The sequence below is a fragment of the Pararhodonellum marinum genome, from assembly GCF_015354735.1.
Lineage (GTDB): Bacteria > Bacteroidota > Bacteroidia > Cytophagales > Cyclobacteriaceae > Pararhodonellum > Pararhodonellum marinum.
The window spans coordinates 84,098-108,286 of the sequence record NZ_JACEFJ010000013.1 but is presented as its reverse complement, the minus strand read 5'-3'; the positions used below and the strand labels follow the sequence as shown (position 1 = coordinate 108,286).

At 44.5% G+C, this 24,189-nt stretch carries 17 protein-coding genes; 11 read left to right on the top strand and 6 right to left on the bottom strand.

All coding sequences use genetic code 11. The features are described from left to right. The 9 genes from H1A14_RS19385 (at window position 1) to H1A14_RS19345 (ending at window position 14,270) form a co-directional block, all read left to right on the top strand. Window positions 1-3,018, top strand: coding sequence for a SusC/RagA family TonB-linked outer membrane protein (locus tag H1A14_RS19385; RefSeq protein WP_228527885.1), 3,018 nt, complete (start codon window positions 1-3; stop codon window positions 3,016-3,018). A 26-nt stretch (window positions 3,019-3,044) separates the two neighbouring features. Beyond that, on the top strand, window positions 3,045-4,559 hold the full coding sequence (locus tag H1A14_RS19380; protein WP_194777950.1) for a RagB/SusD family nutrient uptake outer membrane protein: 1,515 nt from the start codon (window positions 3,045-3,047) through the stop codon (window positions 4,557-4,559). A 78-nt stretch (window positions 4,560-4,637) separates the two neighbouring features. Continuing rightward, on the top strand, window positions 4,638-5,861 hold the full coding sequence (locus H1A14_RS19375) for a glycoside hydrolase family 88 protein (RefSeq protein ID WP_228527884.1): 1,224 nt from the start codon (window positions 4,638-4,640) through the stop codon (window positions 5,859-5,861). A 17-nt stretch (window positions 5,862-5,878) separates the two neighbouring features. After that, window positions 5,879-7,057, top strand: coding sequence for a DUF4861 family protein (locus tag H1A14_RS19370; protein ID WP_194777949.1), 1,179 nt, complete (start codon window positions 5,879-5,881; stop codon window positions 7,055-7,057). Between the two features lie 79 nt (window positions 7,058-7,136). Further along, complete coding sequence (locus H1A14_RS19365) at window positions 7,137-10,073, top strand: family 16 glycoside hydrolase (RefSeq protein WP_194777948.1); 2,937 nt, start codon at window positions 7,137-7,139, stop codon at window positions 10,071-10,073. A gap of 169 nt (window positions 10,074-10,242) precedes the next feature. Continuing rightward, window positions 10,243-10,818, top strand: a complete 576-nt coding sequence (locus H1A14_RS19360) for an META domain-containing protein (protein ID WP_194777947.1) — start codon at window positions 10,243-10,245, stop codon at window positions 10,816-10,818. Between the two features lie 108 nt (window positions 10,819-10,926). Beyond that, entirely contained in the window at window positions 10,927-12,255 is a 1,329-nt protein-coding gene (locus H1A14_RS19355) for an alpha-L-fucosidase (protein WP_194777946.1), read from the top strand. A gap of 11 nt (window positions 12,256-12,266) precedes the next feature. Continuing rightward, window positions 12,267-13,268 carry a 3-dehydro-L-gulonate 2-dehydrogenase gene (yiaK, locus tag H1A14_RS19350; protein WP_194777945.1) on the top strand — a complete coding sequence of 334 codons (1,002 nt, stop codon included), beginning with the start codon at window positions 12,267-12,269 and terminating at the stop codon, window positions 13,266-13,268. Window positions 13,269-13,277: 9 nt separating this feature from the next. After that, window positions 13,278-14,270, top strand: a complete 993-nt coding sequence (locus tag H1A14_RS19345) for a Gfo/Idh/MocA family protein (protein ID WP_194777944.1) — start codon at window positions 13,278-13,280, stop codon at window positions 14,268-14,270. 192 nt (window positions 14,271-14,462) lie between these two features. Here the strand turns inward: H1A14_RS19345 and H1A14_RS19340 are convergent, their stop codons facing one another. From H1A14_RS19340 to H1A14_RS19330, 3 genes are read right to left on the bottom strand one after another with little or no spacing between them, the layout of a single operon-like run. After that, entirely contained in the window at window positions 14,463-15,575 is a 1,113-nt protein-coding gene (locus tag H1A14_RS19340; RefSeq protein WP_194777943.1) for a Gfo/Idh/MocA family protein, read from the bottom strand. A gap of 38 nt (window positions 15,576-15,613) precedes the next feature. After that, window positions 15,614-16,480 (bottom strand): sugar phosphate isomerase/epimerase family protein, encoded by an 867-nt coding sequence (locus tag H1A14_RS19335; protein ID WP_194777942.1) that lies wholly within the window; start codon window positions 16,478-16,480, stop codon window positions 15,614-15,616. 12 nt (window positions 16,481-16,492) lie between these two features. Next, the gene (locus H1A14_RS19330; protein WP_194777941.1) at window positions 16,493-19,999 is read right to left on the bottom strand and encodes a PVC-type heme-binding CxxCH protein; all 3,507 of its coding nucleotides are present in this window, start codon (window positions 19,997-19,999) and stop codon (window positions 16,493-16,495) included. Between the two features lie 144 nt (window positions 20,000-20,143). Between H1A14_RS19330 and H1A14_RS19325 the strand changes: the two genes are divergently transcribed. Further along, a complete protein-coding gene (locus tag H1A14_RS19325) occupies window positions 20,144-21,016 on the top strand; it encodes an AraC family transcriptional regulator (protein WP_194777940.1) in 873 nt (290 codons plus the stop codon). Window positions 21,017-21,077: 61 nt separating this feature from the next. Next, window positions 21,078-21,878 (top strand): alpha/beta hydrolase, encoded by an 801-nt coding sequence (locus tag H1A14_RS19320; RefSeq protein ID WP_194777939.1) that lies wholly within the window; start codon window positions 21,078-21,080, stop codon window positions 21,876-21,878. Between the two features lie 59 nt (window positions 21,879-21,937). Here H1A14_RS19320 and H1A14_RS19315 read toward each other — a convergent pair whose 3' ends face one another. From H1A14_RS19315 to H1A14_RS19305, 3 genes are read right to left on the bottom strand one after another with little or no spacing between them, the layout of a single operon-like run. Further along, on the bottom strand, window positions 21,938-22,657 hold the full coding sequence (locus tag H1A14_RS19315; RefSeq protein ID WP_194777938.1) for a 3-keto-disaccharide hydrolase: 720 nt from the start codon (window positions 22,655-22,657) through the stop codon (window positions 21,938-21,940). A gap of 5 nt (window positions 22,658-22,662) precedes the next feature. Then, window positions 22,663-23,085, bottom strand: coding sequence for a c-type cytochrome (locus H1A14_RS19310; RefSeq protein WP_194777937.1), 423 nt, complete (start codon window positions 23,083-23,085; stop codon window positions 22,663-22,665). 21 nt (window positions 23,086-23,106) lie between these two features. Further along, window positions 23,107-24,159, bottom strand: coding sequence for a sugar phosphate isomerase/epimerase family protein (locus H1A14_RS19305; protein ID WP_194777936.1), 1,053 nt, complete (start codon window positions 24,157-24,159; stop codon window positions 23,107-23,109). Between the last annotated feature and the right edge of the window lie 30 nt (window positions 24,160-24,189).

Sequence of the window (24,189 nt, the reverse complement as noted above, 5' to 3'; positions counted from 1 at the left end):
ATGATGAAAAATTTATCAAAAACCTTAAAGCCAGCGTTAAGTCTGGTTTTTTCACTGTGTTTGTTGCTGTCGGGCCAAACGTTGTATGCCCAGGCAGGCAGCATATCAGGCACAGTGACTGAGCAAAACGGGGAACCCATTATCGGAGTCACCGTTCAGCTGCGAGGTACCGGTGTAGGTACCGTGACCGACCTTGAAGGTCGGTATACCTTGGAAGTCAGTGGTTCTGATCCCGTTTTGGTGTTCAGATCCATGGGTTTCAAGACCCAAGAGGTACCCTTGGAAAACTGGAGCATCCTCAATGTCACCATGGAAAGTGACCTTGCCTCATTGGATGAGGTGGTGGTGATCGGATATGGTTCCCAAAAACGAAGTGATTTAACCGGTTCCGTTTCCTCTGTGAAGGCTGAACAATTGACGGCTTTTCCAGCCATTAATGTGGTTCAGGCCTTACAGGGCAGGGCAGCGGGTGTGCAGATTCAGGCAAACAACGGGGAGCCTGGAGCAAGTTTTAAGGTAAGGATACGTGGAGGGACCTCCATCAATGCAAGCAGTGACCCTATTTTCGTGGTGGATGGCTTTATTGGTGCAGCTATGCCTCCACCTGAAGATATTCAATCTGTAGAGGTTTTGAAAGACGCCTCTGCCACAGCAATATATGGATCCAGAGGAGCCAATGGTGTCATCATGGTCACCACCAAGCGGGGTAAAAAAGGTGCGCCACGGATCGAACTCAATACAGCTTTTTCCAGTCAGGAGGAAATCAGCAGATTGGATCTTTTGAATGCCAATGAATTCATGGACTATATTACTGAAATCCGTCCTCAGTTTTCCTCTTTGGGAGCAAATACAGATTGGCAGGATGAAATATTCAGGACAGGTCATATCCAAAACCATCAACTCTCTATTTCAGGGGGTGCGGACAATGTGGATTACTACGTTTCCAGTGCATTTTTTGATCAAAAAGGGGTAATAATCGGTTCTGGATTTAATCGGTTTTCCATTACCAGTAATGTCAATATCCAGGCTTCTGATAGGTTGAAACTTGGTTTGAATATATTTGCGCAGCGATCAAGTCAAGAAGGAACCAGAACCCAGGAAGGCTCTGGCGGATCCAATAATACCGGGGTAGTGGCAGGTGCTTTCAAATTTGAACCGGATCAACCAATTTTTGATGAAAATGGCCGGTATACCATCGCCAGGATGAATGATCCGCATGATAATCCTGTCGCAGTGGCAAGGGAATATCAAAACGAATCCGTGAATGACAGGGTTCAAGGCAACTTTTTTGCGGAATATCAGATCACTGAGAATTTGAGCTTTAAGACTACACTTGGAGCGACTACCAACAGCGGAAGAATAGGGACTTATACCCCCACCACCCTAAATGCAGGCCGGAATGTGGGGGGTCAGGGAAATGTCAACGGCTCAAGAAGTACCTTATTGCTAAACGAAAATTACCTTTCGTTCAGTAAAACCTATGCCGAAAAGCATAACCTGAGCGTGATGGGTGGCTATTCTTACCAGAGCCAAACCAATGAAAATTGGGGAGGGGCCGGGCAGAATTTTGTCACAGATGCCTTTGAGTTCTGGAACCTTGGTGCGGCATCAGTTTGGCTCAGGCCAAGTTCCTCTTTGCAAGACTGGACCTTGGCCTCTTTTTACGGGCGGGTCAATTATGGGTTTGATGACCGTTTTTTGGTTCAATTAAATGCCAGGTATGATGGCTCATCCACCTTTAGTGTCAACAACAAATGGGCCTTCTTCCCATCTGGGGCTGTGGCCTGGAACCTGGGAAATGAGGCATTTTTAAAGGATAATCAGACCATCAGTTTATTGAAACTAAGAACCAGTTATGGGCTTACGGGTAATCAAGCCATCGCGCCATTTCAAACCTTGGCTAGATTTTCTGATGTATTTACCATTGTCAATGGATTGCCGGTCAATGCGATCAGGCCCACAACTGTGGCCAACAATGACCTGACTTGGGAGACTACTGCCCAATTCAATATAGGTACGGATATCGCCATCCTGTCAGATAGGATTTATGCTACTTTTGAGTACTACAGAATGGTGACCAGTGACCTGTTATTTGAAGTTCCCTTGCCTCAGTATTCCGGATTTTCCAATCAGCTTCAAAACGTGGGAAAAGTAGAGAACAAAGGTGTTGAACTCACTTTGGGAGCCAGGATTCTGACGGGAGCCTTTCAGTGGAATACAGATGTCAACTTTTCCAGAAACAGGAATAAAGTCCTTAGCCTTCCGGGAGGGAATGATATTCTATATGGTTCCGGACCAGGACACATGGTAGGACTTGGACAGACCCAAATCTTAAGAGAAGGATTTCCTGTGGGTAGTTTCTTCGGATGGATTTATGAAGGGGTTTATCAAGAAGGGGACACGTTTATTCCAGGAGGTGGTTTTGAGCAAGTTGCAGGAGGAGAAAAATTCGCGGACCTGAACGGAGATGGGGTTTTGAATGCCAATGACAGAGAAATCATCGGAAATCCTCATCCAGATTTCATTTTTGGCTGGAACAATGATTTCAGGTGGAAGAATTTTGACCTCAACATCTTTTTCCAGGGCTCCCAGGGAAATGATATTTTAAGTTATACCTTGATGGAATTGAACCTGTTGTCAGGTATTAACAATGCCACTACGGATGCCCTGAACAGGTGGACTCCTCAAAATACCGATACAGATGTACCTAGGGCTTCAATAGGAAGAACAAGACGGGTCTCCACACGATTCATTTATGACGGAAGTTTTGTTCGGTTGAAAAACCTCGCACTTGGGTACAACCTGCCTTTCAACATGACCAGAAAAATCGGAGTACAGCGATTGAGGATCTATGCTTCAGCTCAAAACATCCTGACTTTCACCAATTATGAGGGATATGATCCTGAAGTGAATTACAATTCGGGAGGCGCTGCCAATGGAAACAGGAATTTAGGTTTGGATTACGGAAGTTATCCCAATGCCAAATCATATACCTTGGGTTTGAATATAGGATTTTAATTACATTAATTTTACTCAATAAGATCATGAAAAAAATAAATATAATATGCTCTTTTTGTTGCCTCTTTGCAATGACTTGGGGATGCACGGATTTGGAGGAAAGACCGGTGGGGGTATTGGCTCCGGAAGGTCTTTTCAATACACCCAATGATGTGGAAGTTGCAGTATTAGGTTCTGTTGGTTTATTGGCCACAGAAGCTCTTTACGGAAGGCAGTTTGTATCAGCATTGATGTTGAGAGGCGACATGGTGGATATCGGGGACCGGGGTACTCCTGCAGCCAGGCAGCAAATGAATGATTTCAACATGGACGATAACAATGGTATGGTGACGGTTTTTTGGCCAGTCTGGTACCAAGTGATCAGTGCTGCCAACGCTGCCATAGCTGGAGCTGAAAGCGTCGATGCGGCGGAATCTGTCCTCAATCCATTGATAGCTGAAGCCAGGTTCATGCGGGCCTTCGCTTATTTCCATTTGGTGAGAAATTTTGGTGAAATACCCTACATAGACTTCTTCATCAGTAATCCTGAACTGGTAAAAACATTGGAAAAAACCAGTGTACCCGAAATCTATAACAATATCCAATTGGATTTTGAATTTGCCAAGGAATGGTTGCCTGACCAACATGCCAATGGGGTGAGGACCAGGGCCACCAAAGGGACGGCAGCATCTTATTTGGCCACCTTGCACCTTACATTGGAAAATTTCCAACAAGCCTACGAAGAAGCCAAATGGGTGATTGACAACAAAGACCGGTTTGGCTATGGTTTGGTGGAGGATTTCCAGGATTTGTATATCGCAAGTGCCGCTGATGGTCTTATCGAACATGTTTTTGCAGTGGATTTTCTTGGATTACAAAGTGGTCCCAGTAATGTCAATGTGGATTACAATGCCTCTATGACCGGTATCAGGGGAGCAGACATATCCGGGTGGAGTGTTTTGGTGCCTTCCATGAAAGTGTATGATACCTGGGATGACAGGGATTACAGAAAAAGAGTGAGCTTCGATGCTGAAATCATGATGGGTGGAACTTTACAACCATTTCAAAATTTTGTAAACACCCAAAGACCGCACATCGCCAAATATTCCAGATTTCCCGGAAGGGCTCAAGGGGAGATGCAGTTCAGTGATCACAACTATTCTGCGATGAGATACGCGGAGGTTTTGTTGACTGCAGCTGAAGCATTGGGAGAAATCAGTGGAGGAGGAAATCCAGAAGCTGTTGGCTATGTGAACCTGATAAGGGAGAGAGCCAGAAATGAGGCAGGTGTCATGAATGCATTTCCGGAAGATGTGATGCCCGGCATGGGTAAAGATGCCTTTATCGAACTGGTTTTGGAAGAAAGAAGGTTGGAACTGGCATTTGAATTCAAAAGGTGGTATGACATCAAGAGAAGGAGACTTGGAAATCAGGCCTTTCTTGGTCCTGATTCCCTTGAACCTCAGCCCAACTTTTCTGAATCCAGAGATTATCTGATGCCAATACCCCGCCAGGAATTGGAAACCAATCCGAACTTGGCTCCACAGAACCCAGGGTATTAATAGCATAAAAAAAAATTTTAAGGCCTGGGAGAGTAGATCTCCCAGGCTTTTATATGGATCATTTATACCAGCCAAATCATGATTAGATTAAAAAAACGCCCTTTAAAATCCATTGTTTTTTGGATGCCCTGTTTCTTCATCTTTTTTCTGTCCTGCAAAAGTCGGGATTTCAATCTGGATGAAATGGAATTTGCAGGTGAACAGTTAAAAACAGCCTTTGAGGAGATAGAAAAAGTTAGACTTAATTATCCTGAACTGGTCAGCCCAAGATCGCTGAGGGCAGATACTTTGTTTTTGGTGAAGCCGAGGGATTGGACAAGTGGGTTTTTTGCGGGCAACCTGTGGTGGATGTACGAAGCCACCGGAGAAGATTTTTGGAAACAGAAGGCCATGGAATTCACCGCGCCTCTTGAATCGATTAAAAATTACCGGGGGACGCATGACCTTGGGTTCATGATATACAATAGTTTTGGAAAGGGATTTCAGCTGACCGGTAATAAGGAGTATCACGCAGTCATGTTAGATGCGGCGGATGCATTGATATCGAGATTTGATGAAAGAGTAGGAGCCATTCGGTCTTGGGACCACAATAGGGATAAATGGCAGTTTCCTGTCATCATTGACAACATGATGAATCTTGAGTTTTTGTTTTGGGCCACAAAAGCGACCGGGGATTCCTCCTATTACAAAGTAGCGGACGCCCATGCTGAGACTACCTTAGCCAATCATTTTAGAGCCGATTTCAGTTCTTATCATGTCATTGATTATGACACCCTGACTGGTGAGGTCAGGAACAAACACACCCATCAGGGATACGCCCATGAATCTGCTTGGTCCAGAGGACAGGCTTGGGGATTGTATGGATATGTGATGTGTTATCGGGAAACGGGAAAAGTGAAATACCTGGAAATGGCGGAAAGAATCGCCAAGCTGATGCTGGATCATCCCAATATGCCGGAGGATTTGGTGCCCTATTGGGATTATGATGCACCTGATATTCCCTATGCGCCCAGGGATGCATCAGCGGCAGCCATCATGGCTTCTGCCATGCTCGAACTCGACGGATATTTGCCAGGGAATGATCATTACTACAGACGGACAGCCATACAGGTTTTGGATAATCTAACCAGTTCCTACCGATCTGATCTGGGTGCGAACAAGGGGTTTATCCTGGATCACAGTACTGGTCATTTGCCGGGAGAACATGAAGTTGATGTGCCTTTGGTTTATGCCGATTATTATTATCTTGAGGCTTTGCATAGAAAGCATGAAGTGAGATTTACCTCAGAAAACAAATTTTAAATCAATCCCCAAGTCCCATGAACTTTCATGTATTTCGGTTTTTGATCCTCTTTCTAATCTTCACGGCCTGTGAGCCAGCAGCTCCTTCCTATTTTGTGGTGGTTTCAGGAGTTGACCATGAATATGCAATTGTCAATTTGCCCCTTGAATCAGTAAATATGGGGCTGGATGATCAAAAATGGGATCACCTCAGGATTAGAAACCGCAGCAACGGAACACTGCTGGACCATCAATGGCTGATGGATGATCAAGGAAATAGGGAAAACCTGCTGGTCGGGGTCAAGCTGGAAAAAGACGAAGAAGTGCACTTGGAAATTGTGGAAGCAGCAGGGCCGTATTCGTCACCGGACGTCAGGACATTTTCCAGGTTTGTACCGGAAAGGACAGATGACTATACCTGGGAAAATGATAAAGTTGCTTTCAGAACTTATGGCCCGGACGCTTTGCGAAGGATCAAAGAGGGAGAGCCAGGAGGCACATTTTCAAGCGGAATCGATGCTTGGCATAAAAAAGTACCTTATCCCATCATTGATAAGTGGTATGAGAAAGAACTGTCAGGTGCAGGCTCCTACCACAAAGACACTGGCGAAGGTGCCGACTTTTATCACGTCGGAATCAGCAGAGGCATTGGTGGAACCGGTTTCTGGGATGGTGACACCCTTTATGCTGCGGATAATTTTGTGAACTACAGGACTTTGGCTGAGGGACCTCTGAGGACGGTTTTTGAATTGGATTATGCCCCTTACACCATAGATGGAATGTCTATCAAAGAAACCAAACACATAAAGTTGGATCTGGGAAGCCATCTGACCAAATACGAAATCAAAATCGACAGTTCAGAACCTTTGCCTTATTTGACAGTTGGTCTGACCATGCATGAAAATGAAGGGCAGGCTTTTTGGGATGAGCAAAAAGGATTTTTTGGTTATTGGGAACCTATGCAAGGTACCTTTATTGGGACGGGGATGGTGGTGGATCCTTCAAAAATAGAAAGCCATAGGAAACACGAAAGCCCCCATCGGGACCAAAGCCATATTTTAGTCAACCTGATCCCGGATTCGGAAAACACGGTGGTTTTCTTTGCTGGGTTTGCCTGGGATCAAGCAGGAGAAATCGTGAATCAAAAGGAATGGGAGACCTATCTCCAAGGTTTTTCCAATCGTTTAAACAGCCCGATTCATGTCAGGTACAAATAATAGTCATTTGAAGAGATTTCAGCGAAGAAATTTGCACTTCATATCTTAAAAAAAGGTAGCGTTCAGCATGTATAGAAAAATGAAATTTACACCTGATTTCCCTTCAGATCATCAGACTCATTTAAATAGTTTCTTTTTGTTCTTTACATACCAAAAATGCATCCCTTCTTTTTCCATTGGTTTATTTCTATCCATTCTAGCAGCCTGCAGTTTTAATCAAAAAAGTGATCTGACCCCCCAATATCCAGAGCAAGACAGACTTGATAATTATATAGATTGGGGAATATACAGAGGGGATAAGAAGGCCAATCAATATGCGGAAATGGGTCAGATCCATGCAGCCAATGTACATAGGCTAGAACCGGTATGGGAATACCATACCGGGGATGCGGATGAAAATTCAAATATGTACAGCAATCCCATTATCGTAGATGGGATCATGTACCTCTCCACCCCGGCACTTAATGCGGTAGCTTTGGATGCGGTTTCCGGGGAAGAAATCTGGCTTTTTGAATCCTCCAAATACAATAAAGGTCAAAAAGTACTTCGAGGCAGAAACAGGGGGGTTACGTATTGGGAAGGAAAGGAAGGGCAGCGCATATTTCTATTTGTTAGAGACCGTGTATATGCATTGGATGCGAAAACAGGCGAACTTATTCCTTCTTTCGGTGACGGAGGACATATCCAACTGACCCAAAAACTGGGAATGGATGAGGACAAAGCTTATATAGAGGTGACCTCTCCCGGTATCATTTTTAAAAATCTATTGATTATAGGTTCAAAGGTTCCTGAGGATTATCATTCCACACCTGGACATGTCCGCGCCTACGATGCAGTCACTGGGGAATTGGAGTGGGTTTTCCATACCATTCCGCAAGAAGGCCAGTTTGGGCATGACACTTGGGAGTGGGTGGAAGGGGAAATTTACGGTGGAGCCAATCCCTGGGGTGGATTTTCACTTGATGAAAAGAGAGGTTGGGTGTTTTTTGCTACCGGCTCTCCTGCCAACGATTTTTATGGTGGATTCAGAAAAGGAAATAATCTGTTTGGGAATTGTGTCATTGCCCTGGATGCCAAAACTGGTGAGAGAAAGTGGCATTATCAGACAGTGAGACATGATATTTATGATTATGACAATCCTCCTGCCCCAATACTTGTAACCTTAAAAATGAATGGTGAGCAAAAGGATGCCGTCGTGCAAATGACTAAAATGGGCTTGACATTTATTTTGGACAGAGATACTGGCGAGCCTTTGTTTCCGGTAGAAGAACGCCCCATACCTTCCTCTGATATTCCAGGAGAAGCATCTTGGCCCACACAACCATTTCCAGTAAAACCGTTGCCATTGGTCAGGCAAACCTTGACAGAGGCAGATATCAGCGATGTCACCCCTGAATCCCACGCATATGCTACAGAGCAGTTTGAGAAGTATGATCTTGGAGGAATTTATTCCCCGCCTTCACTTCGTGGTACCATTTCCATGCCGGGGCACCTAGGAGGAATGGAATGGGGAGGAGGTGCTTATGACCCATTTTTGAATGTTTTGTACGTGAATGCCAATGAACTTCCCAGCATCAACAAACTTATCGAAGTAAGGAACAAATTGGAAGACACCTATTCCGAACCCATAGAATTGGGCGCAGCTTTGTACAGCAAGCATTGCACAGTCTGCCATGGGGCTGATTTGAAAGGTAACCCACCTACCCATCCTCCGCTTCTTAGTCTTTCTCTAAAAGATGGGGAGATCTACAGGACCATCAGTCAGGGGAGAAACCTGATGCCTGGATTCAATCATCTTTCTGATAAAGAGGTCAAAGCATTGGTGACATTTCTTAAAGGCGACCAAACGCAACAGGAAAAACTGATCAGTGGAAAAGAATTGAAAATGGAAGATGCCGGGAAAACAAAATTTGTCATTGACGGATACAAATACCTGCGTGATCAATATGGGGCTCCTGCCATATCCCCTCCATGGGGAACGCTCAGCGCAATCAACCTGAATGAGGGAGAAATACTTTGGCAAGTGCCTTTGGGGGAATATCCGGAATTGGTCTCCAAGGGCATTCGCAATACCGGTTCAGTCAATTTTGGAGGCCCCGTTACTACCGCAGGTGGAGTAGTTTTCATCGCGGCAACTCCGGATGAAAAGATAAGGGCGTTTGAATCCTATTCCGGGAAAATTTTATGGGAATATCAATTGCCTGCCGGAGGCTATACCATCCCCAGTATTTACATGATCAAAGGGAAACAATACTTGGTGGTTACAGCTGGTGGAGGAGGGAAAAATGCAACCAAGTCAGGAGATTCGGTAATTGCCTTTGCTTTGCCTGAATCTTCCCAATCAGCATCAGCACCTATTCAAAAGAAAAGTAGTGATGAGTGGATTTCTCTTTTTGATGGGGAATCTTTAGCCGGTTGGGTTCACTTGAATGGCTTCCATAAATTTTATGTTGAGGATAATGCCATTATAGGTCGGACTGTTGAGGGGAGCAAGAATTCCTTCCTTTGTACAAAAGAGGAATTCGGGGACTTTGAATTATTGATGGAAATAAAGATTGACAGCATAACCAATTCGGGAATCCAAATCAGATCCTCTGCCAAATCGCTCAAACATGGTGATCATTACAATGAAAGTGCAGGTAGGGTGTACGGACCACAAATAGAAATCAGACAAAATCATGGGCAGGAAATGTTGACCCCTGAAGGATATTCTCCTACTACCGGTGTTTTGTATGGGGAGGCACTGGGGACAGGATGGCTATCTTCAGAAAAATTGATGAAAGAAGGGCATCCATATTATAATAATCAAGGTTGGAATGAACTTCGTATCCTTGCTGAAGGTCCTAGAATACAGACTTGGGTCAATGGATATCAGATAGAAGACCATACCAATGAGGCGGTATTTCAAACCCATCCAAAAGGATTCATCGGTTTACAGGTTCATGGAGTGGAAGGGAAAGGGCCCTTTGATATGAAATTTCGGAATTTAAAAATTCGGCCTATTACCAACAAATGAATCCAAAATCCAGCCGATGCCGCAAGCTTTCAGCTAAGTCCCAATTATTCCAATCTTGAAAGGTACCTGAATGATCTGGTGAAAGGAACTTTTCCGAATTCCCCAACCCAAAAATAAATTTGCTGGGTTTAAAAAACATTTCCAAAGGAATTGGCGTCTTGTCAATACCATGACCGATATATTTCCATTGCGACCATCAAATATTCTTTCCAATACCATTTTTGGACTCTTTTGCCTGGCTTTGCTCGTTTCCTGCAATGTAGATGAGGAATCCAACCATTGTCCCATCTCCTACAAAGTGACAGGGGAAGTTTTTCCATTAAAGTGGAATTGGAAACTTATTGGCTTTCGGGAGGCCGGCTCTACACAACTCACTTACCCACCATGTAGGTTCTATGAATCGGAGAGAGGGGCCGCCAGAGACTTTCAGATTACACTGCAGCTCACTGATGAGCCCAACCAATCCCCCAATGGAGATCAGTTCCCTTATATTTTTTCTGGAGTGGCTCCGGTCAATGCTTTTGGTGGAGGGTATACTGTAAAAGGAGACTCCCTCCTGATTGGGAATGTGGGCACTACACTGGTCGCAGGTCCCAATGAGTTGATGGAATATGAATCCCGCTATTATAAGGCACTGTTGGCTGCCCATACCTACAAGGTCGTGTTCAACCTTTTGGTCATTTATTTTGGGGAGGAAGGAGAATCCATGCTTCTGCAAGCCATACCGGGACTGGAATCGGAATAATTTGTTTGACATCGGATCCATTCCGGGCAGAATCTTTGGCGCAGGTTTTTTGTATTGGGTAAAACGGGTTAAATTGGTTTATCATTAACCTGTTTAAACCCCATAACCATGAAAACAAAACTTTGCCTTACACTAATTGGATTTCTTTTGATACTTGCTTCTCCATGCTTGCAGGCCCAGGAAGATTACACTCCCAGTCCTGAAAATTTAGAAAACCGGGAATGGTTTCAGGATGCCAAGTATGGGCTTTTTATCCATTGGGGGGTTTACAGTGTGATGGGAGGGGGAGGAGACATGGGCATTGCAGAATGGATCATGAACCAGAAACAGATCCCCATACATGCCTATGAAAACTTACCTGATTTTTTTAATCCTGCTCAATTTGATGCAGAGGAATGGGTGTCCATTGCCAAAAAGGCAGGCATGAAATACATCACTATCACTTCCAAACACCATGATGGTTTCGCCATGTACGATTCAGAGGTATCAGATTACAATATTGTCAAAGCCACTCCCTATGGTAAAGATGTCATCCGGCAGTTGAAAGAAGCCTGTGACCGGGAAGGCATCAAGTTGTTTTTTTACTATTCCCAGCTGGACTGGCACCATCCGGATTATTTTCCACGGGGCAGGACGGGCAGGGACTATACCGGCAGGCCTGAAAGCGGGGATTGGAACCGATACATCGAATATATGAATGCACAACTCACCGAACTTTTGACGAATTATGGGGACATTGGGGGAATTTGGTTTGATGGACAATGGGACAAACTGGACGAAGACTGGCAACTGGATAAAACCTATTCCATGATCCATGCACTTCAGCCTGGTGCGCTGATCGGGAGCAACCACCATTTGATGCCATTTCCGGGAGAGGACTTTCAGATGTTTGAAAGGGACCTGCCCGGTCAAAATACCATGGGATTCAACCATACCGGTGCCATTTCGGAATTGCCCCTTGAGATGTGCGAAACCATGAATGGTTCATGGGGCTACAACATCAAAGACCGGAGGTTCAAGACCACCAAACAACTGCTGCAGACCCTGGTCAGAGCAGCCGGAGCCAATGCCAACTTTCTTCTGAACACAGGCCCACTCCCCAATGGCAAATTACAGCCCGAAAACGTGGACAGCCTGATGGTCATGGCCGAATGGCTCGGTCAATACGGAGAATCCATTTATGGTACGCGAGGAGGCCCGGTTTCTCCGAGAAATTGGGGTGTGACCACCGCCAAGGACAACAAGGTATTTGTCCATGTGATGGATGCGGAAGACGAGACCATTTTGATGCCTGTTTTGGACAAAAAAATAAAAAAAGCCTCTTTGATGAAAGATGGTTCCAAGGTTACATTCAAAGAGAATGATCTGGGAGTCATGTTGAGCATACCTAGAAAGCAGAGGGAGGAAATTGATACCATTGTGATCTTGGAGTTTTAACTGGAATTATCATGAGGATATCCTATGTGGAGTTGTGCCAAACTTTTGAATCCATATTGAGCCAATTTGGTTTTGACGAAGAGGGAGCAAAGTTAAGTGCGACTCTTTTTGCCAAAGCCAGCTTGGACGGGGTAGCTTCTCATGGATTGAATCGCTTTCCCACCTACCTTAAGTTTGTTCAGGAAGGGCATATCGATCCTAGGGCCAAGCCGGAATCCCTATGGTCCAATGGATTTTTTGAGAGATTTGATGGGCATTTTGGTCCCGGCAACCTGAATGCACACTTTGCCATGGAAAAAGCCATCAAGATGGCCAAAAACTTTGGCATGGGAGCAGTTGCCCTTCGGCAAACCAACCATTGGATGAGGGCTGGGAATTATGGCTGGCAAGCGGTGGAAGCGGGTTGCATAGGCATCTGTTTTTCCAATACCATACCCAATATGCCTGCTTGGGGAGGTTCTCAGCCGCTGTTGGGGAACAATCCCCTTGTCATAGCCGTACCCCGCAAAGCCGGGCCTTTGGTTTTGGACATGGCCATGTCTCAATTTGCCTATGGGAAAATGCAGGCCTATGCAAGGGCCGGTCAGGAAATGCCCTTTGAAGCAGGCTTTGATGAAGCAGGTAACCTGACCAAAGACCCTAAAACAATCATTGACCGTCACCTCGCCTTGCCCATCGGGCTTTGGAAAGGAGCAGGGCTTTCCTTGATGCTGGATGTGTTGGCAGCTTTGCTTTCTGAAGGTCAGGCTGCCTATCAGGTTGGAAAAAGAAAAAAGGAAACGGGACTTTCGCAGTTTTTTCTTTGTTTTTACCTACCAAAGCTAGGCTTGGATTTTTCAGATGAAATCCTGGATGGTTTGATTGATAATTTTTCCCAAACGGAAGTTTTTGATGATAAGGAGGTAAGGTATCCGGGTGAAGGTACCTTGAAAACAAGAAAGGAAAATTTGGAAAAGGGCGTGCCAGTAGACCCTGAAATCTGGCAACAGGTATTGGAATTATCAAAGGGGTAATTTTTATTCATGAACAAAAAGTTAGAAAGCATCAGATGGGGAATCATAGGCGTGGGCAATGTCTGTGAGGTAAAAAGTGCCCCGGCCATGCAGTTGATTCCCCATTCAAGCTTGGTAGCCGTCATGCGCCGAAATGGGGAGAAAGCAGCGGATTATGCCGTTCGGCACAAGGTACCCAAGTGGTATGATGATGCCCAGGCGCTGATCGAAGATCCAGAAGTCAATGCCATCTACATCGCTACGCCACCCGATACCCATGCACGCTATACGAAGCTAGCCGCTGCTGCCGGGAAACCTGTGTATGTGGAAAAGCCCATGGCCAGGAATCTGAAAGAGTGCCAAGCCATGATCCAAGCCTGTGATTTGGCAGGCCAACCACTTTTTGTCGCTTACTACAGAAGGGCGTTGCCTCATTTTGTAAAAATCAAAGAAATGGTTGAGTCGGGGAAAATTGGAGAGGTTCGGTCAGTACATATTCAGCTGAATCAAAGCCTTGTCCCGCAGCTTGTTGGTAAGAAGGAGGACAACTGGCGGGTCAATCCTGAAATAGCGGGTGGGGGGTATTTTTATGACCTGGCTTCTCATCAATTGGATTTTCTTGATTTTTTGTTCGGACCCGTCATATCAGCCTCAGGCCACCACGCCAATCAAGCCGGACAATATCTCGCCGAGGACATGGTAGTAGGCAATTTTGTTTTTGAGAGCGGTGTGCATGGCACCGGAAATTGGTGTTTCAGCAGTTCCAAGTCAGGTTCAATTGACCAAACTGTGATTCATGGAGACAAGGGTTTCATCAGTTATGAAACCTTCGGCAAAGGGGAGTTTAGGATGGTAACAGATCAAGATGGCGAGAAATTATTTCAGTATGATTTGCATCCCCATATCCAATTTGACCTGATCAGCAGTATTGTGCAGGAATTAAGGGGAGAAGGAAAATGCCCCAGCACCGGAATAACTGCTGCAAGAACCAATTGGGTATTGGAGGAGATAATGAAAGGGTAAGATAATGAAAAAAACACCTGAGTAAAAATCATATTCTCTCAGGTGTTCCTAAAGCACAAAATATTAATTGGAATTAGCAAAATATCCATTAATATCCAGTATCAAGTTTCAATATCTTTAATATCAAAAAACGGATTTAAAGGTCGTTTTAGGGAATTCTGGCGATAAATCCATTTAAAATTTATCAATCCCTCATTTCAATGTAAACTCCGGCAGCTTAATGATCTTACCGCCCTCCATCGCAGACTCATGGGCCAAAATACCCACGCAGGTAATGTTGGCAGATTCCCTTGCATCTGGATAGGGTGCTCTACCTTCGGTCAAAGCAGTTAGAAATTCATGCACCAAGTGGGGATGGCTTCCACCATGTCCTGCACCCTGAATAAAGGAGAGGTGCTGATTGTCATCCGAATCATATACACCGGCAGTGGTAAAAGAGGCAATTTCACTAGGCAATAAATGGGCATAATCGGGTATTTTCACCCTAGAAGGCGCTTCTCCGATATGGATCACGGAATCCTCATGCTCAATCAAAGTCCACTCAAATGATTTTTTGGATCCATAAACATCAAAGCTTTCCCTATACTGTCGGGCTGTGTTGAATAGAGACCGAGTCACCTCTGCCGAAAGATCGGAATCTTTTAATTTGATGTGGCAGGTCTCAATGGCGAAGGGAGACCCATATTTTTCAATCAGGTTTTCATCGATTCTACCTGATCCAAAACAGGAAACATATTCCGCCTGTGCTTTGGGTAGGGCCAATACCGGTCCCACACAGTGGGTGGCATAGTGCATGGGAGGCAACCCCTCCCAGTAACCCGGCCATCCGGCCATCTCCTGCTGATGTGAGGCTCGGAGAAACTGGATTTTCCCCAATTCTCCCTTTTCATACATTTCCTTGACAAAAAGAAATTCCCTGGAATAAACCACTGTTTCCATCATCATATAGGTCAGGCCGGTTTCTTCACAGGCTTCCACGATTTGCCGGCATTCTTCCACCGTGGTGGCCATAGGTACTGTGCAGGCGACATGTTTTCCTGCCTTCAAGGCTTTCAAAGATTGTTCAGCATGGGCTTGGATGGGAGTGTTGATATGGACCGCATCAATGTTGGGATCCTTAAGCAGTTCATCGTAATCTGTGTATCTTTCCTCTACTCCAAAAGCATCTCCAATTTCATTCAACTTGGCTTCGTTGCGCTGACAGATGGCATACATGTTGGCCATGGGATGTTTTTGGTAAATGGGGATAAATTCCGCCCCAAATCCAAGGCCGATGATAGCGATGTTGATTTTTTTCTGGGTCATGTTATCTTTAATTGGGTTATAAATTTTGTTTATTTTCATTATGGGTTTCCTGCAATCCATTTTTTCAAGAAGGACAATCCCTGAGCAGCAAATTCATCCTGACTAGGTGCCAGCGGTTTCCATATACATACCGCTCCAGCCAATTCCTGCACATTGGGAGTGAAACTTTCTATGGAAATCACCCCGGAATAATTGGTGGCCTCTAGGCCTTTTCTCAAAGCTTTCCAGTCTGTCTGACCAGTGCCTGGGATACCCCGGTGGTTTTCCGAGACCTGTACGTGGATTAATTTGTCTCTCACATTGTGAAAAGCTTGTTCCATGTCTGCTTCCTCTATACATAAGTGAAACCCATCCAAAAGCACCCTAGCAGCGGGGTGGTTTATGTCCTTTATCAATCGCATCAGTTCCTGAGTGGTGTTGATCAAGTCTGTTTCAAAGCGGTTTAAAGTTTCCAAGGCAATTTTCTGCCCTGATTTTTCGGCATTTTGGCAGACCTTGAAGAGGTTGTTGACCGCCCTTTCCCATTCAGTCTTCCGCTGATCCTCTGAAACCAGCCTTGCTTTTCCTACAGCTGAATACATGGGCCCTGCTACAAATTCAGCACCTAAAGCATTGCTGATTTCAAAACAAGCATCCAAATAATCAAAACAGATTTGATGGTATTTGGGATCGTCATGGGTCAAGTCCCTTGTAGGCCCAAACGCCCCGCAAATGACCACTTTTAGTCCATGGTCATCCAAGGCTTTTTTCACCTCACTGACATCGATGAGCTGAGGGTCTTCCACGGGAATTTCCACCACATCGTACCCCATTTTCTTGATTTTTGGAAAGAGCTCCAAAGTTTTGCTTTGAAAAGGGGAAGTCCAAAGCCATGTGCTCACCCCAAAGGTTACATTTAATGACATTATATTTTCGGTTTATTCAACGACCATTATGCCATTCATCATCAGCCAGTGACCTGGAACTGTGCAGACAAAAGGATATTCACCGGGCTGGGATGGCGCCACAAACATGATGGATTCCAGGTTTTCAGGATCAACCAATCTGGAAGCCACCAGGATTTCAGGAATATCAGGCACATAATTTTTTTCCACTGCCTGTGGGTCCCTTGCCATTTCGTCCGCTGCCTTTCCTATTATCTCTAGGGATCCCAATGTACCGATCAGAAGGTTGTGTTGCATAAAGTCCTTGTTTTCAAAGTCGATGATGATGGGCTGACCCGCTTTTACTTTAAAGGTCGTTTTGTCAAATTTCATTTCATGGGGGATTACCCCCACTTTTATAACTGTAGCACGCTCCCTGGAAATGGCTGGGCCATCCACATCAGCAGTTTGGGAAAGCATTTTTTCCAGCCCAAGGCTAGGATCCTTTAAACTGAGGTAACTGTCTCTGCCCATCCTTCCCCTGAACCAGGCCGGTCCATCGAAATCACCCACTTGGTCATCACCTTCCATGTCGTTGCCCACCCTGACTCTTTCGGGTGTTAAGGTTTGTTGGAACAAAGCAGGAACTTGAGTTTTGCCAACTACTTTACCATCTATGAGTAAGTTCATTTCACCATTTTCCAATAGATTGGCGTGGACGACAAACAAACTGTTGGGAAGGTTTTTAGGAGAAGTAACCCGATAAGTCTTGCCCCCTTGTTTGACCACCCAGGTCAAGGCATTGTCTTTGGCAAACAATGAATAACCGTCTTCGCTGTTCCCTTGGGCGATGATTACCCCCTCCAACTCCGAATTACCTTTTGACAACTGTGTTCTTATTCGGATTTCCTTTCCTCTTACATCCGGGGGACTGCTGATTCCGGACCTTCTGTCCAGATAATATTCCTCTTCGATCAAGCTTTTGGCCAGTCGCTCTGTCAAAGAGTACAAAGAATCCGGACCTTCCTTAGGAAAAAGTTTGCTGATGTTTTCCTCGAAATATGCAGGATGATTCATCACTCCCGCAAAGATTACCTGAGGAAGGTATTTGTCATTTGCATTGGACTCCTCCAGACTCGACTCGTACAAAAGATTGCTTATTTGCTTGGAAGCAGGTATTTGGGAGAGTTTTTTGAACACTGTTTTTCTGACGGTCAGATCTGAATCTTGATGAAGGTTGAAGGAAGTGATCGATTTATAGGTATCTGCCGTATTAGGCAAAACATCCACCGCATTCTTTCTTACTCCTGCGGAAGGGTGTTGAAGGGCTTTGGTGGCCATCTGAATGGAATTTTTGTCAGAGCCATCCAATAAGCCTAAGCCGTGCAAAGCCCAAAGTGCATGGATAGCGGATGGATTGAGCCCTAGCTCATCCACCTGATTGTTGTCGATCAGTTTGTAGAGCTCGCCTTTGATGGTGGTATTTTGGTTTTCTACTATCAGTCTCTGCGCAGTTATCCTCCAAAACATATTATCGCTTTTGAGCGCTTTGATTAATTCTTTGTTTTTGCTGGGATTGACTGACAGCGTGGTATATTCTGGTCCTCCTCGGTATACAAGGCGATAAATTCTTCCATGTTTGCTGTCCCTCATGGGATTGATGTAGGCATTTCCCGGGCCATTGTCAAATCCCTTGGGCGTTGGATTGTGCTGGATGATGAAATTGTACCAGTCTGCAATCCACAAAGCCCCATCAGGACCTACTTCTGCATGAACCGGAGAAAACCACTCATCGGAACTAGCCAGAATATTGTGCCCGTTTTTCTCGATGAAGCCAGACCCCTCTTTTTCAATGATGGCGTTGTGCAACACCCTACCAGTGGGTTCCGCGACGAAGGCAATCCTGTTCCAGTAGGATTTGGGAAAATTTCTTGCCGTATAAAAATTGTGACCTGCTGCTGCTGTATAGCCACCATGGTAATCTACCTGCCTTAGTGCCGGAGTAAGATGGGGCATATCAAAATGACTGTCGATACCGAATACAGCATTGTTCATTCCTCCGGCAATTGCCCTTGGCACGAACGTGTTGTTCATGGCCAGATAAGCACTGTGTTGGCCATTGGCGGTAGAGATGAATACATTGAAATCCTCAGTGAACCCCAAGCCCCAGGTATTGTTGCTTGTCGATCCCAGAAATTCAAAATCCTTTCCTTCCGGGGAAAATCGGTAAACACCTTGGGAAAAGCGAAATGGTTTGCCATCCACTTCACCATTGAACCCTGCATAACCCAGTACGCCCCAGATTTTATTGTCAAATCCATATTTCAAATTGGATGGACCGGCATGTGTGTCACTCTTTCCCCAGCCAGTAATGACCACTTCTCTAAGGTCGGCCTTTCCGTCTCCATTGGTGTCTTTGAGAAAAATAAAATCAGGAGCCATGGAAATCAATATTCCACCGTTAATTGCCACTAAACTGGTAGGGATATTCAGATTGTCAGCGAAAACAGTAATTTTATCCGCTTTACCATCTCCATTGGTATCTTCCAGAATTTTTATTTTGTCATTGCCCCCTTCTTTTCTTACCTCATTTGGATAATCTTCGGTTTCTATCACGTAGAGTCTTCCTTTTTCATCCCAACACATGGCCATTGGATTGACAATGTCAGGTTCGGCTGCAAACAATTGCAATTCAAAGCCTACAGGTACCTGAACCAATTTCATGGATTCTTCAGGGGACAAAGGATGTTGGAATTTTGGAGCGGGCTCTCTGTTTTCATAATTTGGAATCACCGCTTCTTCAAATCGAGGCTGGGGAATACCATAGGCAGCAACCTGCCCGGCAACCTTATCACCAACAGCCCACAGGATGCCGTTGGCCACCAGATTTTGAAACTGAACTTGGGACCAAGTGCGTTCATCATGGCCATATGCCGTGTAAAATACCCTCCCTTTGCCTTGCGTTCTTATCCAGGTCCAAGGTTCCCGGTGATCGTCTTCAGCCCTCTCCATCAAGACAGTCATGTCCGGGTTGATCTTGGAATGTACATAGGTTTCATCCCATGTTTCAAATTCTTCTATTCCATCCATGATGGGGTGTTCTGATGCGATGATATCTACGGTAAACTCTTCCGTTCCATGGGATTTGAATTGTCCTCCCACTGTGGAAACAAACCAATCGGAGTTTCTGAAACAGAAGGAAGCACTATGTAGCGGGATCAATCCCTTTCCGCCTTCCACAAAATCTTTCAGGGCTTTTTCTTGTTCCAATGTGATTTCATCATGGTTGGCGTAAATAGCCACCCCGTCAAAATTCTTGAGATTTGTTTCATTTAAATCATCCGGATCGTTGGTGTAGGTGAAATTGATACCTTTTTGAAAAAGAGGTTTCGCCAAAAAAGGGAAGAGTTTTTCACTGTTGTGGTGTCGGCTACCGTGTCCCAAAAATAAAATTTCAGCTCTTCTGGGCTCGTCTGACAGTGCTTGATATGCAGGTTTTTGCCCACATCCTACCAAAACCAAAATGTAAATGATCACTGGTAGATTTTTAAATGTTGTCATTTTGGGAAAATTGTATCAAAAGGTTATAGCATTCAATTTGGCCAATTTTCAAAACTTATTCCTCCTGTTTTTTGCTCAAAAGTGACTGTATTTTGATGTATTTATTAATTTTTAGCTACATTAATAACAAAATTAGCTTAATTCATGAAGCAGGCTTTAGAAAAAACAAGAATTTCCGAATCAAAGGCCTTCGTCGTAAAAGAATTGGTTGCCCCGTATTTTGACAAAAACTGGCACTTCCATCAAGAATACCAGCTTTTTTTGGTTTTGGAAGGAAAGGGCACCCGGTTTGTTGGAGATCAAATGCAAGCCTTCAAGGAGAATGATTTGGTGTTAACAGGTCCTAACCTACCCCATTTATGGCGCAACGACCAGGTTTATTTTGAAAAAGACAGTCAATTGATTACCCGTGGTATTGTGATTTATTTCAACGAAGGGTTTTTGGGAGATACCATTTTTAGGAAAGAAGAGTTTGAGGCCATCAAAGTCCTTTTGGAACAGTCCAACAGGGGGTTGGAGATTGCGGGAAGTACTAATCTGGTTGTGAGGAAATTGATGAGAAAACTTTTAAGGTTGAGCGGTGTGGATAGCGTATTGGTGTTGTTGAAGATTCTGAAGATCATCTCTGAATCTGATGAATGCCTGCCGGTCACCGGGTCAGGCTACATCAACAACAACAAGGAGTCTGAAAAAGACCGAATGAATAAAGTGTATGAATATGTTATTGAAAATTTTAGGCAAAAAATTCTTTTGGCTGATGTAGCCGCTTTGGCCAACATGACTGAAAGTGCATTTAGCAGGTATTTTGCTTCCCGTATGAACAAAACATTTTCGGAATTTTTGTCCGGCGTCAGAATCAGTCATGCCTGTAAGCTACTGCATGAGGCGGATATGAACATTAGTGAGATCTGTTACGAATGTGGTTTCAATACCTTATCCAATTTCAACAAGCAGTTCAAAGACCAAATGGGCAATACCCCAATGGCTTACAAAAAAAAGTTAACTGTCTTTCTTTAACCTACCCATTTTTCATGCTAAATCGTAGGCATGAAAAAAATACATCAAATTACAGCAAACTATGAAAACGCTTCTACTGGGCTTATTGAAATTTTTGGTTCCCATCTACCTCATCGTTTGTGGATTGGTCTATTACTTTCAGGAAAAACTCATTTTTTTCCCTGAACAGCTGCCCTCGGACTTTGAATTTGGGTTTGATGGGGATTTTGAAGAAATATGGATTCCTACCCATGATCAAATCACACTTCACGGCCTTCTTTTTAAGACAAAGGATCCCAAAGGTTTGGTATTCTACCTACATGGAAATGCAGGTTCACTTCGGTCTTGGGGGGAGGTGGCTTCTGTATTCACAGACCTGGAGCAGGATGTGTTTTTGTTGGATTATCGGGGATATGGGAAAAGCGAAGGGAAAATCAAAAGTGAAACCCAGCTTTTTTCGGATACACAGCAAGCCTATGATTGGGCGAAAGCGCTGTATGGCGAAGAGAACATCACTGTTTTGGGGTATTCTATCGGAACAGGTATGGCTACCCAGCTTGCCGCAGGCAACCAACCCAACATGCTGATTCTTCAGGCACCGTTTTTCAATCTAAATTCACTGGTCAGAAAACATTTCCCTATTTTTCCGGCCTTTTTGTTGAGGTACCCATTTGAAAATCACCGCTATTTGAAAGCAATTAGGTCTCCGGTAGTGCTGTTCCATGGACGGGAAGATGACATCATACCTATGGAGGCTACCATGCAACTCAACGAAATAGGGGAAAATGTGGAAGACTTGATCCTACTGGATAACCAAGGACACAATGGCATGACCTATCATCCAATATATCTCCAAAAGATCAAAGAGATTTTTAGTGATTAATTAAAAAAACCTGTCGATGGTTTCAGACAGGTTTTTTTACTCGCTTTATATACAAAATATTATAGTTCTTTAATCTGAACGTTTCTAAACCAAATCTTATCCCCGTGGTCTTGAAGGGCAATTTTTCCTTCTTTAAATTTTCCGAAACCAGGCATGTCTTTGAATTTGCTGCCAGCTACCAAGGCTTCCCAGTTGTCATCCCAAAGGGTGGTGGAGATGGTTTGGGTACCGTTGAGGTAAAACTCCAATTTTCCATCTTTTGAGATCACCTCAGCTTCATTCCACTCACCAACCGACTTACCCACTTCTGCTGAGGATTCTATCAAATCGTAGAGATCTCCAGTTCGATGGGTGATGATTTTTCCATCAGGATGGCCGTCATTATCCAAAAGCTGCATTTCAGGACCGGTTTCCCAAGGGTAGTTGTATTCTTCGCTTTCCTGTACATAAAACATGACGCCACTGTTACCGTTTTCGGATATTTTCCATTCCATTTTCAGGTGAAAATCACCGAATGACTGTTTGGTAACAAGATCACCCCCCTGACCCTCACTTGGGTCCAAGTGGAGTACTCCGTCTTCCAATTTCCAGGCCGAGCCTATGCCGTCTTTTTTAAAAGTTGACCAACTATTGAGGTTATCACCCTCCAAAAGATTGATCCAAGATCCAGAACCTAAATCCGAAACTGTTTCTATCTCCACGGTTGAACTTTCATTTGGGCTGCTGCAATTAAATAAGAAAAGGCCCGCAAGGGCCATTATCATTGATGGTTTTGTCATGGTTTTTATTTTTTCAACAACAATACATATTTCACCATTTGCTTGGCATCTTCTTCAGAGAGCGTGGGATGTGCAGGCATTGGTATTTCTCCCCAGACACCCACTGCACCGGATATCACTCTTCCAGCCAGCAAATTCACGTTTTCTTCTGTGTTCTCATATTTGGCAGCTACTTCTGCGTATGAAGGTCCAACAATTTTTCTTTCTACCATGTGGCAGCTGGGACAATCTGATTCCTTCATCAAGGCCAGGCCTTTGATATAATCAGGATCATCCTTGTATCTGTCTTCTAAACTAAGCTCCGCAGGAGCACTCGGCGGTGGTGTAGTAGTGGTGGTTGAAGTACTGCTGTCAGATCCTCCGCCACAGGAGACCGCCAAAACTGAAAAGGCAATCAAGCCTAAGGAAAATGGTTTTAAAATATTCATAATTACACTGATTTACAATGGTTAAATTCCCAATATCTTTTTATTTAAGTTTTCGTCTTTACCGGTTGCGGCAAAGTCATCGAAAGCTTTCTCTGTAACCCTGATAATTTTTTCTGAAATGAATTTGGCTCCTTCTATCGCACCCGCCTCAGGGTGTTTGATGGCGCATTCCCATTCCAGTACCGCCCAGCCGTCAAAATCATACTGGGATAATTTGCTAAATATAGCATTAAAATCAACTTGTCCATCCCCCAAAGAGCGAAATCTGCCCGCCCTATTGATCCAACTTTGATAACCTCCATAAACTCCCTGTCTTCCCGTTGGATTGAATTCAGCATCCTTCACATGGAACATCCGGATCCGATCATGGTAAAAATCAATGAATTCCACATAGTCCAAACATTGAAGGACAAAGTGGCTTGGGTCATAGAGGATATTGGCACGTGGATGGTTGTTGACATGCTCCAAGAACATCTCAAAGGTAATTCCATCATGAAGGTCTTCCCCGGGGTGAAGCTCATAACAAACGTCCACACCGTGATTTTCAAATTCATCCAGGATCGGCATCCATCTTCTGGCCAATTCTGCAAATCCGGTTTCTACAAGACCTGCGGGTCTTTGAGGCCAAGGATATACCGTTTGCCAAAGCAAAGCACCGCTAAAGGTAGCGTGGGCTGTTAAACCCATATTGGCAGAGGCTTTGGCCGCATATTTTAGCTGTTGGGTAGCCCACTCGGCTTTCCCTTTCAGGTCTCCATGGTATTGTTTTGGAGCAAACCCGTCGAAGAGTTCATTGTAGGCAGGGTGTACCGCTACCAGTTGCCCCTGTAGGTGGGTGGAAAGTTCTGAGATCTCTAAGCCCGCTTCCTTTACAGTACCCATTATTTCGTCCGCATAGGTCTTGCTTTCTGCGGCTTTTTGCAAATCGATAAGTCGGGAATCCCAAGAGGGAATCTGAACGCCTTTGTAGCCGATGCCCTTTGCCCACTCACATATGTTTTTCAGGTTATTGAACGGGGCCACGTCATCTGCAAACTGGGCCAAAAATAGTGCTGGTCCTTTGATGGTTTTCATAGGTTTATTTTTTGGTTTTTTAGGATTTGA